13 protein-coding genes are annotated in these 13,595 nt (G+C 70.0%); 2 read left to right on the forward strand and 11 right to left on the reverse strand.

Going from position 1 to position 13,595, the window contains the following annotated elements; genetic code table 11:
- Positions 1-123 precede the first annotated feature (123 nt).
- The 5 genes from GUY61_RS24205 to GUY61_RS24225 are packed head-to-tail and all read right to left on the reverse strand — an operon-like array spanning position 124 to position 4,742.
- Positions 124-1,152, reverse strand: coding sequence for a branched-chain amino acid ABC transporter permease (locus GUY61_RS24205; protein ID WP_208106398.1), 1,029 nt, complete (start codon positions 1,150-1,152; stop codon positions 124-126).
- Entirely contained in the window at positions 1,149-2,009 is an 861-nt protein-coding gene (locus tag GUY61_RS24210; protein ID WP_166632356.1) for a branched-chain amino acid ABC transporter permease, read from the reverse strand. Before GUY61_RS24210 ends, GUY61_RS24205 begins: the two co-directional genes overlap by 4 nt.
- Positions 2,006-2,779 carry an ABC transporter ATP-binding protein gene (locus GUY61_RS24215; protein WP_166632357.1) on the reverse strand — a complete coding sequence of 258 codons (774 nt, stop codon included), beginning with the start codon at positions 2,777-2,779 and terminating at the stop codon, positions 2,006-2,008. The genes GUY61_RS24210 and GUY61_RS24215 overlap by 4 nt, the downstream gene beginning before the upstream one ends.
- Positions 2,776-3,558 (reverse strand): ABC transporter ATP-binding protein, encoded by a 783-nt coding sequence (locus GUY61_RS24220; protein WP_166632358.1) that lies wholly within the window; start codon positions 3,556-3,558, stop codon positions 2,776-2,778. The genes GUY61_RS24215 and GUY61_RS24220 overlap by 4 nt, the downstream gene beginning before the upstream one ends.
- Positions 3,555-4,742 carry an ABC transporter substrate-binding protein gene (locus tag GUY61_RS24225; protein WP_166632359.1) on the reverse strand — a complete coding sequence of 396 codons (1,188 nt, stop codon included), beginning with the start codon at positions 4,740-4,742 and terminating at the stop codon, positions 3,555-3,557. The genes GUY61_RS24220 and GUY61_RS24225 overlap by 4 nt, the downstream gene beginning before the upstream one ends.
- A gap of 189 nt (positions 4,743-4,931) precedes the next feature.
- Between GUY61_RS24225 and GUY61_RS24230 the strand changes: the two genes are divergently transcribed.
- The gene (locus tag GUY61_RS24230) at positions 4,932-5,792 is read left to right on the forward strand and encodes a PaaX family transcriptional regulator C-terminal domain-containing protein (protein ID WP_279576844.1); all 861 of its coding nucleotides are present in this window, start codon (positions 4,932-4,934) and stop codon (positions 5,790-5,792) included.
- A gap of 272 nt (positions 5,793-6,064) precedes the next feature.
- Here the strand turns inward: GUY61_RS24230 and GUY61_RS24235 are convergent, their stop codons facing one another.
- From GUY61_RS24235 to GUY61_RS24250, 4 genes are read right to left on the reverse strand one after another with little or no spacing between them, the layout of a single operon-like run.
- Positions 6,065-6,520, reverse strand: a complete 456-nt coding sequence (locus GUY61_RS24235) for a MaoC family dehydratase (protein ID WP_166632360.1) — start codon at positions 6,518-6,520, stop codon at positions 6,065-6,067.
- 24 nt (positions 6,521-6,544) lie between these two features.
- Entirely contained in the window at positions 6,545-8,059 is a 1,515-nt protein-coding gene (locus GUY61_RS24240) for a long-chain fatty acid--CoA ligase (RefSeq protein WP_166632361.1), read from the reverse strand.
- Between the two features lie 14 nt (positions 8,060-8,073).
- The gene (locus GUY61_RS24245; protein ID WP_166632367.1) at positions 8,074-8,952 is read right to left on the reverse strand and encodes an amidohydrolase family protein; all 879 of its coding nucleotides are present in this window, start codon (positions 8,950-8,952) and stop codon (positions 8,074-8,076) included.
- 13 nt (positions 8,953-8,965) lie between these two features.
- Complete coding sequence (locus tag GUY61_RS24250; protein WP_166632368.1) at positions 8,966-9,889, reverse strand: SDR family oxidoreductase; 924 nt, start codon at positions 9,887-9,889, stop codon at positions 8,966-8,968.
- A 237-nt stretch (positions 9,890-10,126) separates the two neighbouring features.
- Between GUY61_RS24250 and GUY61_RS24255 the strand changes: the two genes are divergently transcribed.
- Positions 10,127-10,555, forward strand: coding sequence for a MarR family winged helix-turn-helix transcriptional regulator (locus GUY61_RS24255; RefSeq protein ID WP_166632362.1), 429 nt, complete (start codon positions 10,127-10,129; stop codon positions 10,553-10,555).
- A gap of 567 nt (positions 10,556-11,122) precedes the next feature.
- Here the strand turns inward: GUY61_RS24255 and GUY61_RS24260 are convergent.
- Both GUY61_RS24260 and GUY61_RS41615 read right to left on the reverse strand, forming a co-directional pair.
- Positions 11,123-12,334: a 4-hydroxybenzoate 3-monooxygenase gene (locus GUY61_RS24260; RefSeq protein WP_166632363.1), complete on the reverse strand. Its 1,212-nt coding sequence runs from the start codon at positions 12,332-12,334 to the stop codon at positions 11,123-11,125.
- 104 nt (positions 12,335-12,438) lie between these two features.
- Positions 12,439-13,206 (reverse strand): IclR family transcriptional regulator, encoded by a 768-nt coding sequence (locus tag GUY61_RS41615; RefSeq protein ID WP_166632364.1) that lies wholly within the window; start codon positions 13,204-13,206, stop codon positions 12,439-12,441.
- Positions 13,207-13,595: the final 389 nt, after the last annotated feature.

Consider the following 13,595-nt stretch of genomic DNA (forward strand, 5'->3'; position numbering starts at 1 on the left):
AGGACGGCCTCTACTGGCACTCGGTATCAGCGGAGCCAGCAACTCCCACTCAGCATCGGTCAGTTCATGACGACGGATCACGGAAACATGATCCACCATCGAACGATCTTTTGAAGACGGACCCTAGGGCTGCCGCCTGCGCCGCCATGCATCCTGGAGAGTGGGCACCAGCCCGCGGGGGGCGAACAGCACGGCGGCGATCAGCAGGATCGCGTAGACCGCGTAGGACAGCACCGTGGGTGCGAAATCGGGCATTCCCGGCCAGGTGCCCAGCTCGTTGAGAAGCTGGACGAGGAGGGTGATCGCCGTGGCCCCGACAACGGCGCCCCACACGGTGCCCAGCCCACCGACGACCACCATGACCACGTACGTGATGGAGAGCAGCACCGGGAAGGAGCCCGGGGCGACATAGCCGACGTAGAAGGCGTAGACGCCTCCGGCCAGGCCGGCGAAGGCGGCGGCCTGGGTGAAGACGGTCAGCTTGTACCGGCCGACGGGGACACCGCTCGCGCTCGCCGCGGTCTCGCTGGTGGCCAGCGCGCGCAGGCCGCGCCCGCTGCGGGAGTTGACGATGTTCCGGGCCAGCACCACGGTCACGGCGAGCACCGCCCACGCCAAGTAGGCGTAGTGGATGTCCTCGGTCAGCGTGAATCCGAACAGCGACATGTCGGGGATGCCCTGCAGGCCGATGGCTCCGCCGGCCCACTCCGCCTCGCCCACCAGGGACACCGTGATCAGCTGGAGGGCGAGCGTGGCGAACGCCAGGTGGTGGCCGCGCAGGCGGAGCAGGGGCACACCGACGATCACGGCGAACAGGCCCGCCGCGCACGGAGCCGCGGCCAGCGCGAGCAGCGGCGGCACGCCGTGGACGGACAGCAGACCCGCGGTGTAGGCGCCCACGGCGTAGAAGGATGCCTGGCCGAGGGAGACCTGCCCGGCGTACCCCATGAGAAGGGACAGTCCGACGGCCACCGTGCCGGCGAGGCCGAGCAGGACGTATACCGACAGCTGGCTGCCGTCGAGCACCATCGGAAGCACCAGGGAGACCACGGCCAGCAGCGCCGTCGTGATGTGTGCGAGCGGGGGCTTCCGGACGGCTGCCCGGGAGTTCACGGACTCCTCGGTCCCGGTTCTGATTCGATCCTGTATCACGCTGTCTCCTGTACGACGCTTCGGGTACGGGCGCCCTGCGCGATCATCAGCGCGAGCATCAGGACGAGGGCGACTTCCAGCTGGTAGGCGGCATCGCCGTAGCCGGCCACCAGTGCCTGGGCGACGCCGAGGAGCAGGCCGCCGGCGAGGCTGAGCCCGATCCGGGCGAGGCCGCCGAGGACGGCTGCCGCGAACCCGTTGACTATGAGCACGACATCGGAGTCGAAGCTGATCGACTGCATCGGGGTGATGAGCACCCCGGCCAGACCGCCGAGCGCTCCTCCGCACGCGAAGGCCACGAGGCCCATGCGCCGGGTGTCGATACCGACGACGCGTGCCGCGTACGGGTTGGCGGAGCAGGCGGTCAGTGCCTTGCCCAGGTCCGTACGGCTGAAGAAGAGGGCGACCGCGGCGAACACGACCGCGGTGACCCCGATGATCAGCAGGTAGTGGCTCTGTATCCGGGCGCCGAAGAGGTGCACGGCACCGGGCACCCCCTCGGAGGACCTGGTCTGGTCACCCCAGATCATGATTTCAACGGCGTACATGAGGACGCCGGCGCCGAGCGTGACGATCAGCGCGGACTGCGGGCTCGTGTCCCGGCGGCCGGTGGCGAGGAGTCCGACGATCAGGCCCGCGACCGCGGCGACGACGACGGCCAGCGCCTCACTTGCGATGTGCGGCAGTCCGGCGCCGAGCAGGGAGGAGACGGTGAGTCCCGCGATGACGGCGAAGGCGCCCTGCGCGAAGTTCACCACCCGGGTCACCCGGTGGATGACGACGATCCCGCTGCCGACCAGCGCGAATCCGCATCCGGCACCGAGGCCGGTGACGAGGTAGACGAGGAAGTCGTTCATGGCGTGCCTCCGGGGTCGGTGGCGTCGGGGGTGTCGGCGTGACCGCCCAGGTATGCCTGGGCCACCGCGGGGTTTGCCGCCAGCTCGGCGCTGGTCCCTTCCAGCGCGATGCGTCCTGCCTCCATCACGTAGCCGCGCGTGCACAGGTCGAGGGCGAGCCGGGCGTTCTGCTCGATGAGCAGCACGGCGATTCCCTGCTCCCGGTTGAGCTTCGTCAGATGGCCGGCGAGGCCGGCGACGATCAGCGGGGCGAGGCCGAGCGACAGTTCGTCGACCACGAGCACCTGCGGACGGCTCATGAGGGCCCGCCCGACCGCGACCATCTGCTGCTGACCGCCGGACAGGCTCCCGGCGCGCTGGCGGCGCACCCGGACCAGTTCGGGCAGCAGTTCGTACACCCACGAGGTGTCCCTCCTGTGGCGGTCGCGCAGCCGCCACGCGCCGAGCCGGAGATTGTCGTCGACACTGAGGTCGGCGAACATCTGGCGGCCCTCGGGCACCTGGGCGATCGGGGCGCGTACCGCGACGCTTCCCGCTGCCGGGTCGAGCAGGCCGGTGAGGGTGTTGACCAGGGTCGACTTTCCCGCGCCGTTGGGCCCCACCAGTGCGACGGCCTCGCCCGGGGCCACCCGAAGGCTGACCCTGTCCAGCGCCGTGGCGGCCCCGTACCGGACGACCAGGTCGCTGACCTCGATGACGTCGTGGTCGTCCCGCCGGTCTCCGGCCGGTGCGGATCGAGTGGCCGCACCGGACCCGATCTGCTTGGTCATGTGGCTTCCTTCCCGAGGTAGGCGGCGACCACCCGCGGGTCGGTGCGTATCTCGCCGGTGGTCCCCTCGGCGATCACCTCGCCGAGGTCGAGGACGGTGATCCGGTCGGCGAGGCGGGTGACGAAGGCGACGTCGTGCTCGACGAGGATCATCGTCAGCCCTTCGGCGCGCAGTTGCTCGACCAGCACGGCGAGACGCTCGCGTTCCGCCGCGCGCAGCCCCGACGCCGGTTCGTCCAGGAGCAGCAGCCGTGGATCGCCGCACAGGGCACGGGCGACCTGCAGGACGCGCTGCTGTCCCAGCGGGAGTGTCTGCGCAGGGCGGTGGGCCCACGCCTCGAGCCCGACCCGTTCGATCGCCTCCTCGGCACGTGCCCGGATGGCGCGCTCCTCGGCGCGGTGGCGTGGCAGCCGGAGCGATCCCGCGAGGAATCCGGCACGGCCGGTGGAGTGGGCGCCCACCATCACGTTCTCCAGGACGGACATCCCGTGGAACACCCTGGCGCCCTGGAAGACGATGGCCACCCCGAGGTGCGCGCGGCGGTGCGGGGAGAGCTGGTCGATGCGCCGCCCGCCAAGCGTGATCTGTCCGCGCTGGACGGGGAGTTGCCCGCTCACCAGGTTGAACAGGGTCGATTTCCCCGCGCCGTTGGGGCCTATCACTGCGCGGACCTCGCCGTGCGCGACCCGGAGATCGACATCGCGCACGGCGTACACCCCGCCGAAGGAACGGGCGAGTCCGGTGGCGTGGAGGAGCGGACCGGGACCGGGCTCGGTCACTTCTCGGCGCCCTTCGCGAGTTCGGCCCTGGCCCACTCGGTCGGCACGAAAGCCCCGTCCTCGAAGGTGTTGACGGAGATGTAGTCGGCGGTGAGGCCGGAGTGGTCCTTCGCGCCGTAGCGGTAGGTGCCGTTGGGGGTCGTGAGGGTCATCCCCTCGAGTGCGTCGCGGATCTTCTCGTGGTCGGTGCTTCCGGCCTTCTCGATGGCGGCGACCAGCAACTGCACCGCGCTGTATCCGTCCTGGGCGAACTGCGGCGGGTTCTCCCCGTACTCCTGGTTGAACGCCTGGGCGAAGTCGACGGCGGTCTTGGTCAGCTTGCTCTTGGGGAGCTGGTCGGCGACGACGCCGACCGAGCTGGCGACGGTGACGCCCTCGGCCGCCTTGCCGGCGGGGCCGGCCCACAGCTTGCTGGCCTGGGCGCCGGTGAGGGCGAGCGGGACGTCGAGGCCGGAGGCCGCGTACTGCTTGGTGATGATGACGCCGGGGGCGCCGGTGGCCCAGACCAGCAGGGCTTGGGCGTCCGTGCGCTTGATGTGCGTGAACATGGAGTTGAAATCCGTGGAGGTGGTCTGGAACGTCTCCGTGGCCACCACCTTGACGCCGTGCTCGGCGGCGAGTTCCTTCGTTCCCCTGTAGCCGGCGACCGCGTAGGAGCTCTTGGTGTCGTAGGCGACCGCGATCTTCTTGACGCCCGTGGCCTTGTAGTACTGGAGCAGCCGCTCGGCGTAGGTGTTGGAGGTGGCCGGGGCCAGGAAGACGTACGGGTGGATCGGGTCCACCTGCTCGTCCGCCGGCGTCAGGGACAGGTAGGGGACCTTCGCCCAGTCCACGACCGGGATGGTGGCGAGCGCGGAGTTGGAGAACGGCGAGCCGATGACGGCGGTCACGTCGTCCTTCATGTTGTTGAAGGCGAGCACCGACTGGTCGGGCTGGCTCTTGTCGTCCTTGACCTGCAGTTCGATCTTGCGGCCGAGGACCCCGCCATCGGCGTTGATCTGCTGGACCGCCAGCTCGACCGACTTCTTGTTGTCGGTGCCGAGCGGCTGGTAGTTGCCGGTGAGGGAGGCGATGAGGCCGAGCTTGATCGGACCGTCCCCGGAGGAGGCGGAGGGGGATCCGCAGGCCGTGGCGGTCAGGCTCACGGACAGGACCAGGGTGGCGATGGGCACGAGGGGACGCACGGTATCTCCTGGAGTTGATCACGAGGTGTTCGATGCGCATATGGGGCGCTTTGTGCGCACGCTCTCAGCGCCGTGGAGGTGAACTTAGGCGCAGGTTTGACCGCCGTCAACTATGTGCGCAACATTGCTTCTCGCCGGACATGCTCCACCGAACGTGCCCCGGCTCGGGAACCACTCGGAGGCATCACCTTGAACGACACGCCACAGCCGCCCGGTATTGGGTACGGCCCGCCCCTTCGCCCGCAGTCGTTGATGTTCGGCTTCCTCGGGAGCTGCGTCCTCGGGCGGGACATCTGCGTCTTCTCGGGCAGCATCATCGATGTCTTCGCCCGCCAGGGCGTGTCCGAACAGGCAACCCGCTCGACCCTCACCCGCATGGCCAACCGCCAGCTTCTCCGGCGCCAGAGGAAGGGCCGCCGGATGTACTTCGGCCTCACCCCGCACTCCCGGGAGATCCTCGAGAACGGGAAGGAGCGAATCTGGAAGACGGGAGCGGTCAACAAGAGCTGGGACGGCACCTGGACCATCCTCGGCTTCTCACTCCCCGAGTCCTGGCAGCGCCAGCGCCACGACTTGCGGTCGAGGCTGGCGTGGGCAGGCTTCGGGCCGGTGCTCAGCGGGCTGTGGATCGCCCCCGGCCAGGTGGACGTCCACGGGATCGTCACGGGGCTGGGGCTGGAGGCGCACATCAAGGTCTTCCGCGCGCAGGCCGATCCCGGCATGAACATCGAAGAAATGATCAAGGATGCCTACAACCTGGAGGAACTGGCCGCCAGGTACCGGGCCTTCCACGATGAATGGGCACACCTGGCGAGCCCGCACTCCCCGGGCGAGCCCGAGGACCCACTCGTGCTCCAGCTCCGGCTCGAGACCCAGTGGCTCGGAATCACCAGGACCGATCCGCGGCTACCCGTGCGGCACCTGCCCGAGGACTGGCCCGCCGGCCCCGCGCAGCAGGTGTTCCAGCAGGTCCACGACAGGGTCTCGGGCCCGGCCCGGGAGATGGCGAACCGCATGCTCGACACCGTGCCCGACGAGACGGCGGGCTGACGGACGGCGGACCTGCCTTACGGCGTCGGTCACCGTCATCACTCCCGCAGTCGCCGGCCGGACGGGACTCACCGGGCGGGTTCCCGACGCGGCGGGCCTGAGCGGACTCAGCCGGAGCCGGTCGTGAACACCGCCGCGAGTGCGGCGGAGGGCCTCTCGGTCGATCCTCCGCCCAGGAGGACGCCCTTCGTGACGGCGGCGCCCCTGCCACTCCCGCGTACCCGAAACGGCGGGCGCCGGTGGGCAGTCGACCGGCCGGTGGCGGTGTCGCCTCAGGCGTAGAAGCGCGTCACGCTCTGCAGGACGGCGGCCGGCTTGGAGCCGCCCTCGATCTCGATCGTGCCGTCGACCGTCATCTGCGCTCCGCCGGGCACCTCCTCGACGGCGGCGAGCCTGGCTATCAGCCGGATGCGCGAGCCGACGGGCACCGGCGCGGGGAACCGCACCCTGTTCAGCCCGTAGTTCACCTTGGTGGTGACGCCCTCCACGTCCAGCAGTTCCTCGAAGAGCGGAATGAAGAGGGACAGCGTCAGATAGCCGTGGGCTATGGGGGTGCCGAAAGGCCCTTCCTTGGCCTTCTCGGCGTCCACGTGGATCCACTGGTGGTCGTTCGTGGCGTCCGCGAACCGGTTGATCCGCTCCTGGGTGACGTCGATCCAATCGCTGGCACCCAGGTCGGTGTCGGCCAGCTTCTTCAGTTCGTCAAGGCCGTTGACGGTTCTGCCCATGGATTTCTCTCCCGTGTTCAATGTTCATCCGGTCATTCGGGAATTGCCGTAGAGGCTCCGCACGCGGGCCTTGCGGAGCTTGCCCGAGGCCGTGCGGGGCAGGGTGTCCACCACCACGACGGACTTGGGGATCTTGTACTTGGCCAGCCGCCCGGACAGTTCGGCCAGGAGTTCGCCGGGATCGAGGGAGGCACCCTCGCGAAGCACGACCACCGCACGGCCGACCTCACCCCACTTCTCGTGGGGTACGCCGATGACCGCGCACTCCACGACGTCGGGGTGGGCGAGTACGGCCTCTTCCACCTCGGCCGGGTAGATGTTCTCCCCACCCGAGATGATCATGTCCTTGAGCCGGTCGACGATGGTCACATACCCGTCCTCGTCGACCCGGGCGGCGTCCCCGGTGCGGAACCAGCCCTCGGTGAACGCGGCCGCCGTCTCCTCCGGCAGCCCCCAGTAGCCCGCCATCACGTGCGGGCCGCGTACCAGGACCTCGCCGGTCTGTCCGACTCCGGCCGGGCCGAGGTCGGGAAGGACCACCCGGACATCGCTGAAGAAGTGCGGCACGCCTGCCGATCCGGCCTTGCTGACGGCGTGCTCGGCATCCAGGAAGAGGACCCCGCCGGACGCCTCGGTCATGCCGTATCCCTGCAGGAAGGTCAGCCCGCGCTCCTGGTACGCCGCGATGAGCGGGACCGGCACGGGTGAGCCGCCGCAGCTGAGGATGCGAAGCGAGGACAGATCGGCCTCCGCCCAGCGCGGATGCCTGGCCACTTGGTCGAGCATCGTCGGCACCCCGAACATGCAGGTGACCCGGTGCTCCTCGATCAGGTCGATGGTGCCGCCCGGGTCGAACGCCTCGACCAGGACGCAGCAGCCGCCCTTGAGCAGCACCGGCAGGGTCAGCATGTTCAGCCCGGCGGTGTGGAACAGCGGGGCGGAGACCAGGGCGACCTCGTCGGCGGTCAGATCCTGGTCGGTGACCACGTTCACGGCGTTCCACGTGAGGTTGCCGTGGGTGAGCATCGCGCCCTTGGGCCGGCCCGTGGTTCCGGAGGTGTACATGATGGTGCAGAGGTCGCCCGGCGCGACCTGCTCGTCGATCGGCTCGGCGGGGGCGCCGGCGATCAGCTGCTCGTAGTCCGGGCCCACGGTGATGCGGGTCCGCACGTCGATCCCGCCGCTCAGCTCATCCACCAGTTCGCCGTACGCGGGGGCGTGGACCAGTGCCCTCGCCCCGGAGTCCGTGAGCTGGTAGGCGATCTCCGGCCCGGCCAGCCGGGTGTTGAGCGGGACGAAGACCGCGCCGAGCACCCCGGCGGCGAAGAACGTCTCGAGGTAGGAGGGGTGGTTGGCGCCGAGATAGGCGATGCGGTCGCCGCGGCGCAGGCCCGCCCCGCGCAGGGCGTGGGCCAGCCGGGTGGTGCGCTCGTGCAGTCGGGCGTAGCTGGTCGCGGTGCCCTGGTGGATCAGGGCGGTACGGTTCGGAGTCTTGCAGGCTCGGCGGGCGGGCCACGACCCCAGTCCCTCGTTGCGCATCGGTTGTCCCTTCTTCAGGAGCCGGGCCGGGTGAGGCCGAGCAGCCGAGCGGCGTTCCCCTTGAGGATCTTCGGCTTCACCTCCTCCTTGATGGGCAGCTTGTCGAAGTCCGCGAGCCACCGGTCGGGAGTGATGACGGGGTAGTCGGAGCCGAAGAGGACCTTGTCCTGAAGCAGGCTGTTGGCGTACTTCACCAGCTGCGGCGGGAAGTACTTGGGCGACCAGCCCGACAGGTCGATGTGGACGCCGGGCTTGTGCGTGGCCACGGCCAGCGCCTCGTCCTGCCAGGGGAAGGAGGGGTGCGCCAGGATGATCTTCATGTGCGGGAAGTCGGCGGCGACGTCGTCGACGTGCAGCGGATTGGAGTACTTCAGCCGGATCCCGCCGCCCCCGGGAACGCCCGCGCCGATGCCGGTCTGGCCGGTGTGGAACAGGGCGATGGTGCCGGTCTCCTGGATCACCTCGTACAGCGGGTACGCGATGCGGTCGTCGGGGAAGAAGCCCTGGATGCTGGGGTGGAACTTGAAACCCTTCACCCCGTACTCGTCGACGAGGCGGCGGGCCTGCTTCACCCCGGCCCGGCCGCGGAACGGGTCGATGCTGGCGAAGGGGATCAGCACGTCCGGGTTGGCGGCGGCGGCCTCGGCGACCTCCTCGTTGGGGACGGGCGGGGTGCCGGTGGAGTGTTCCGCGTCCACGGTGAAGACGACAGCGGCCATGTTCCGCTCACGGAAGTAGGCCGCCGTCTCCCCCAAGGTGGGCTTCCGCTTGCCCTCAACCTTGAAATAGCCACTGGACGCGTCGTGCAGGTCGTCGGCGAGCGAGGCCTGCCCCGAGGCGGATACCTCGGCGTGGGTGTGGACGTCGATCGCGACCAGGTCGTCCACGTTCATCCCGGCCATGGGTTCACACCCCCGGGATCTTCGGCGCGGGGATGCCGACGCTCTGCGGCTCACTGCCCACCGAGGTGTGCCAGGCCGCGGCGATGGTCTCCGGCGTCCAGCCACCGTCGGCGTACGCGACCGACACCTCCTGCGGGTGCGACCACAGCGCGAGCTTGTCGCCGCCGATGCCGATGCACTGGCCCGTGACATCGCGGGCAGCCTCGGAGGCGAGGAAGGGGATCAGGGCCGCGCAGTCCTCCGCGGTGCCGAAGCCCTCGCCCTTGCGCAGGAAGTCCGGCAGCGCCCGACCGTGCCGCATCGCCTCGACGTACGGGGCGAAGGCGGGGATGGTCTCGGTCATTGCCGTGGCGGCGACCGGCACGATGGCGTTCACGGTGATCCCCGACCTCCCGAGCTCCATGGACCAGGTACGCACCATGGCCGCGATGCCGGCCTTGGCAGCCGCGTAGTTGGTCTGCCCGAAGTTGCCGCGCTGTCCGGCGGGCGAGGCCACCAGTACCAGACTGCCGCCCTCACCCTGCTCGCGCATCCACGTGGCGGCGGCGCGGGCGCACGTGAAGGTGCCCTTGAGGTGCACGCCGATGACCGCGTCGAAGTCGTCGTCGGTCATCTTCCACAGCACCCGGTCGCGCAGGATTCCGGCGTTGGTGACCATCACGTCCAGGCGCCCGAAGCTGTCCACGGCCCGGGCGACGAGCCGGTCCGCCGCCTCGGCGGTGCCCACGGCGACCGTCTCGGCGACGGCCTGCCCGCCGGCCTCGGTAATCGACTTGGCGGCGCGCTCGGCGACGGCCTCGTCCACATCATTGACGACCACGGAGGCGCCGGCCCTGGCCAGGGCCGCCGCGTAGGCAAGGCCCAGACCGCGGCCGCTGCCGGTGACGACGGCGACCTTGCCGGTCAGATCGGTGGAGACGTTCGACACCACTGCAAATCCCCTTCATGTCTTCCGACTGCTGGATCACGTCGGTGGCAGAGCGGCCGGGGAGCCACTGCTCGACCCGGCTCCACCCGAAAACCGAAGGTAAGTGCAATCATTGTTTTCGTCAATCATTGCGTCGACCTTTCAGATGGTCCATCCTGGGACGGCACACTTGAAGCCCTCGAACGGGCTCTGGACCGGGAGCATGAGATCGCTGAGACAGAGCAGGACGAGCCGTGGATGGGCGCCCTGAAGGCGGACACGGGCTATCTGCTCTACCGCCTGGGCCTCCGGTCGCGCCGGATGTTCAACGCGGCCCTCGAGGAGTTCGGGCTGCGGCTGCGGCACTACGCGCTGCTCCGCTACCTGGCGACCGTGGAGGGCGCCGTGCAGCGTGAGCTCAGCGACCAGCTGGGCTACGACCCGAGCGCCATCGTGAGCCTCGTGGACGATCTGCAGGAGCTCGGCCTCGCCGAGCGCCGGCCGGCCCCTGGCGACCGTCGCAGGCGCGTCATCGTCCTGACGGAGAGCGGCCGGGCGGCTCTGCAGGACACCGGTAGGGCCAGCCGCCGCGTCACGGACGACCTGCTCGGCCCGCTGAAGCCCGAAGACCGCGAAGCCCTGCACACCCTGCTGCTGCGGGTCGCCGAGGGCGACCGGGGCCGGTAGGCCCGTTGCGCGGCCTCCGGGCGACTCCGCTGAACGGCTCCCGGACCGGACGGATCACCCCGTGCGGCGTCAACCAGCCCGGACGCCCAGGCGACCGAGCGGCACAGGCAGCCCCGTGCCGACCGGTTCCCGCTCGCCGGTTTCGCCCGAGAGAAGCGCGCTCAGCAGCGACGAGGTGCAGAACGCGGCAATCACAACGATGAAGTTGGAACGAGCCCGCCGTGCGCGCCGAACGCGCCGGTTGACGGAACACACCGCAGGGTGGGCCCGCGGGTGAAGCCACTGCCACAGGCAGCGGCGACTGGTGGCGTGCCCGGAACAGACCAGGACGCCGCCGGGCGGGACGGCGGTGACGGTCGCCGCGTGTTGATCGTCACCGCGCCGGATACCCGTCCGCACGGCGCCGTTCGGGAGACAGGTCGCAGGTCGACGCCCAGCGACTGCGGCAGCATCGCGCCCATCCCGAACCGGTCGGTGCGGATCCGCGCACAGGTCGGGACCCCGAGTGGCCGATGTGGTGGGCCACGAGGCCGACTCCCGGCGAGTTCTCTCCCGGTGGTCGTCCGGTCAGTCCAGGGTGCCGGTCGGCCAGCCGGTGTACTGCTCGGCGAGGTAGGTCCGGCCGGCGCGCGTGCACACCACGTTGTCGAGCTCGCCGAGCCGGCGCTTCAGGTCGAACGGCGTGCTGCCCGGCGCGGTGTGCAGCAGTCGGGTCATCCAGTGGGAGAAGTTCTGTGCCCGCCAGATCCGCTGCAGGGCGCGCGGCTGATAGTCGTCCAACGCGCGCTCGCCCTCGCTGCCGAGTGCGCGCAGCAGGACATCGGCGAGCACCTTCACGTCGTGCAGCGCGAGGTTGAGTCCGCGGGCACCGGTCGGCGGCACGGTGTGTGCGGCGTCGCCCGCCAGTGCCATCGAGCCCCAGCGCATCGGCTCCTGCACGAAGGAACGGAACCGCAGCACCGTCTTCTCCAGCACCGGCCCCTCCTTGAGCCGGAAGCCGTCCTCGCCGGCCACCCGGGCCTGGAGCGTCTCCCAGATGCGGTCGTCCGGCCAGGCTTCGACCACCGCGTCGGGGTGGCACTGGAAGTACATCCGCTGCACGGTCTCGCTGCGCTGGCTGATCAGCGCGAACCCGTGCTCCGACTGGGCGTAGACCAGCTCGGGTGCGCTCATCGGCGCCTCGGCCAGGATGCCGAACCAGGCGAAGGGGTACTCCTTGCCGTAGCGAACCCGCCGGTCCTCGGGCACCAGGTCGCGGCACATGCTGCGCGACCCGTCCGCGCCGACCACGTACCGCGCCCGGATCTCGTGGCGGGCCCCGTCGGGCGTGGTGTAGCGCACCCGGGGCCTGCCGGTCGTGATGTCCAGGACCTCGGTGTCCTTGATGCCGAAGTGCACCGTGCCGCCGTCGCGGTCCCGGGCGTCGGCCAGGTCGATGAACACGTCGGTCTGCGGATAGAGCCACACCGACTCGCCCACCAGCTCCTTGAAGTGGATGCGGTGCGGCCGACCGCCGAATCGGAGCTCGACGCCCTCGTGCTCGTGGCCGTCGCGCAGGATCCGATCGGACACGCCGGTCTCGATCAGGTCCCGGGCTGCGTCGGCCTCAAGGATGCCGGCCCGCTGCGTGGTCTCGATATCGTGCCGGGTGCGCGTGTCGACCACGATCGCCTCGACCCCCGCGCGCCCGAGCAGGTGCGCGAGCATCAGGCCGGCCGGACCGGCACCGACGATAACGACAGGAACCGAAGTGACGGTGCAGATGGTGGCGTTGGCCATGGCTTCTCCCGCGCAGGCTAGAACGTCTCGAACCCCCCGAACGCTGGCAGCCGGTACCACGACCGGTCAGTAGCGTTTCCGCCAGGCGGAAGCATGCTCAGACATCAGACAGTCGTACGGGCACGCCGGCCGAGCTCGTCGGAGACCTCGTAAGCGGCCCTCAGGAGCGGCTCACGCAGCCCGCGCGCACGGCCCGCGCTGCGCGCCGCGATGACGATCCCCAGAACAGCGCTCACAGGCCCGGTACGGCCGATCCGCACAGGCGCGGCCACCGCGACCGTGCTTTCCGAGAGCTGCCGGTCACTGACGAAGACCTGCTCGCGGCGAATACGGCCCAACTGCGCGCGCAGCGTCTTCGGATCGGTGACGGTGTACGGGGTCCACGCTCTCAGCGGCGATTCGAGGACCGCCTTCTGGATCTCCCGGGGTGCGTACGCCAGCAGCACTCGGCCCATCCCGGTGGAGCCGATGGGGAACCGGGACCCGACCATCGTCACCAGCTCCACAGATCGATGCCCGGCGATCCGTTCGACGAAGACAAGCTCGGTGCCCTCGCGCACCGCGAGCTGAATGTTCTCGTGGGTAGCCTCGTAGAGATCCTGCATGAACGGCAGAGCCACATCGCGCAGGATCTGGGTGCGGGGACACCCCGAGGCGATCTCCCACAGCCGCAGCCCGATATGCCACGCCCCGTCCTCCCCGCGCTCAAGCGCTCCCCACCCTGCCAGTTCTGTGACCACTCGGTGCGTGGTACTCAAGGCCAGGCCCGTGCGCTGAGCGATCTCCGACAGTGTTTGCGACGGGCGCTCGCGACCGAAGGTCGACAGCACCTTGAGGGCTTTTCCAGCCGCCGTGCTCCGGGTTGTGCTCACGCGGCCAGTCTCCCAGCCCGGCGTCCACCGGCCGGCTCGCTCGCCGTGCCATCGGCCGGGCACGGGAGGCGACGTGTACCGACAGGTCTGTCGGCTGTCCGAGCCGGATCGCTACGACCGCGGGGATCGGCCCCGGCTCGCTGTAGCGGTATTTCGACGGGCGCGTCGATGCAGCGCTCCAGACACCGCCGAGACGATGGCGTCCTTGTGGGGCCCACGCCCCCCATCCGGCCCGGCGGCCGGGAGCGAAACCGAACCACGTACCGCGCGCCCCGCCCGGCCGGCGCAGCCGGTCCGGAACCCGGCGCGGCGGCTCCCGCGGCGGGATCGAGCGAGGGCCGGGAGACCATGCGGTAACGGTCACCCCGGTAGACCGAGTGCACGTACCC

The organism is Streptomyces sp. GC420, assembly GCF_009916105.1.
GTDB lineage: Bacteria > Actinomycetota > Actinomycetes > Streptomycetales > Streptomycetaceae > Streptomyces.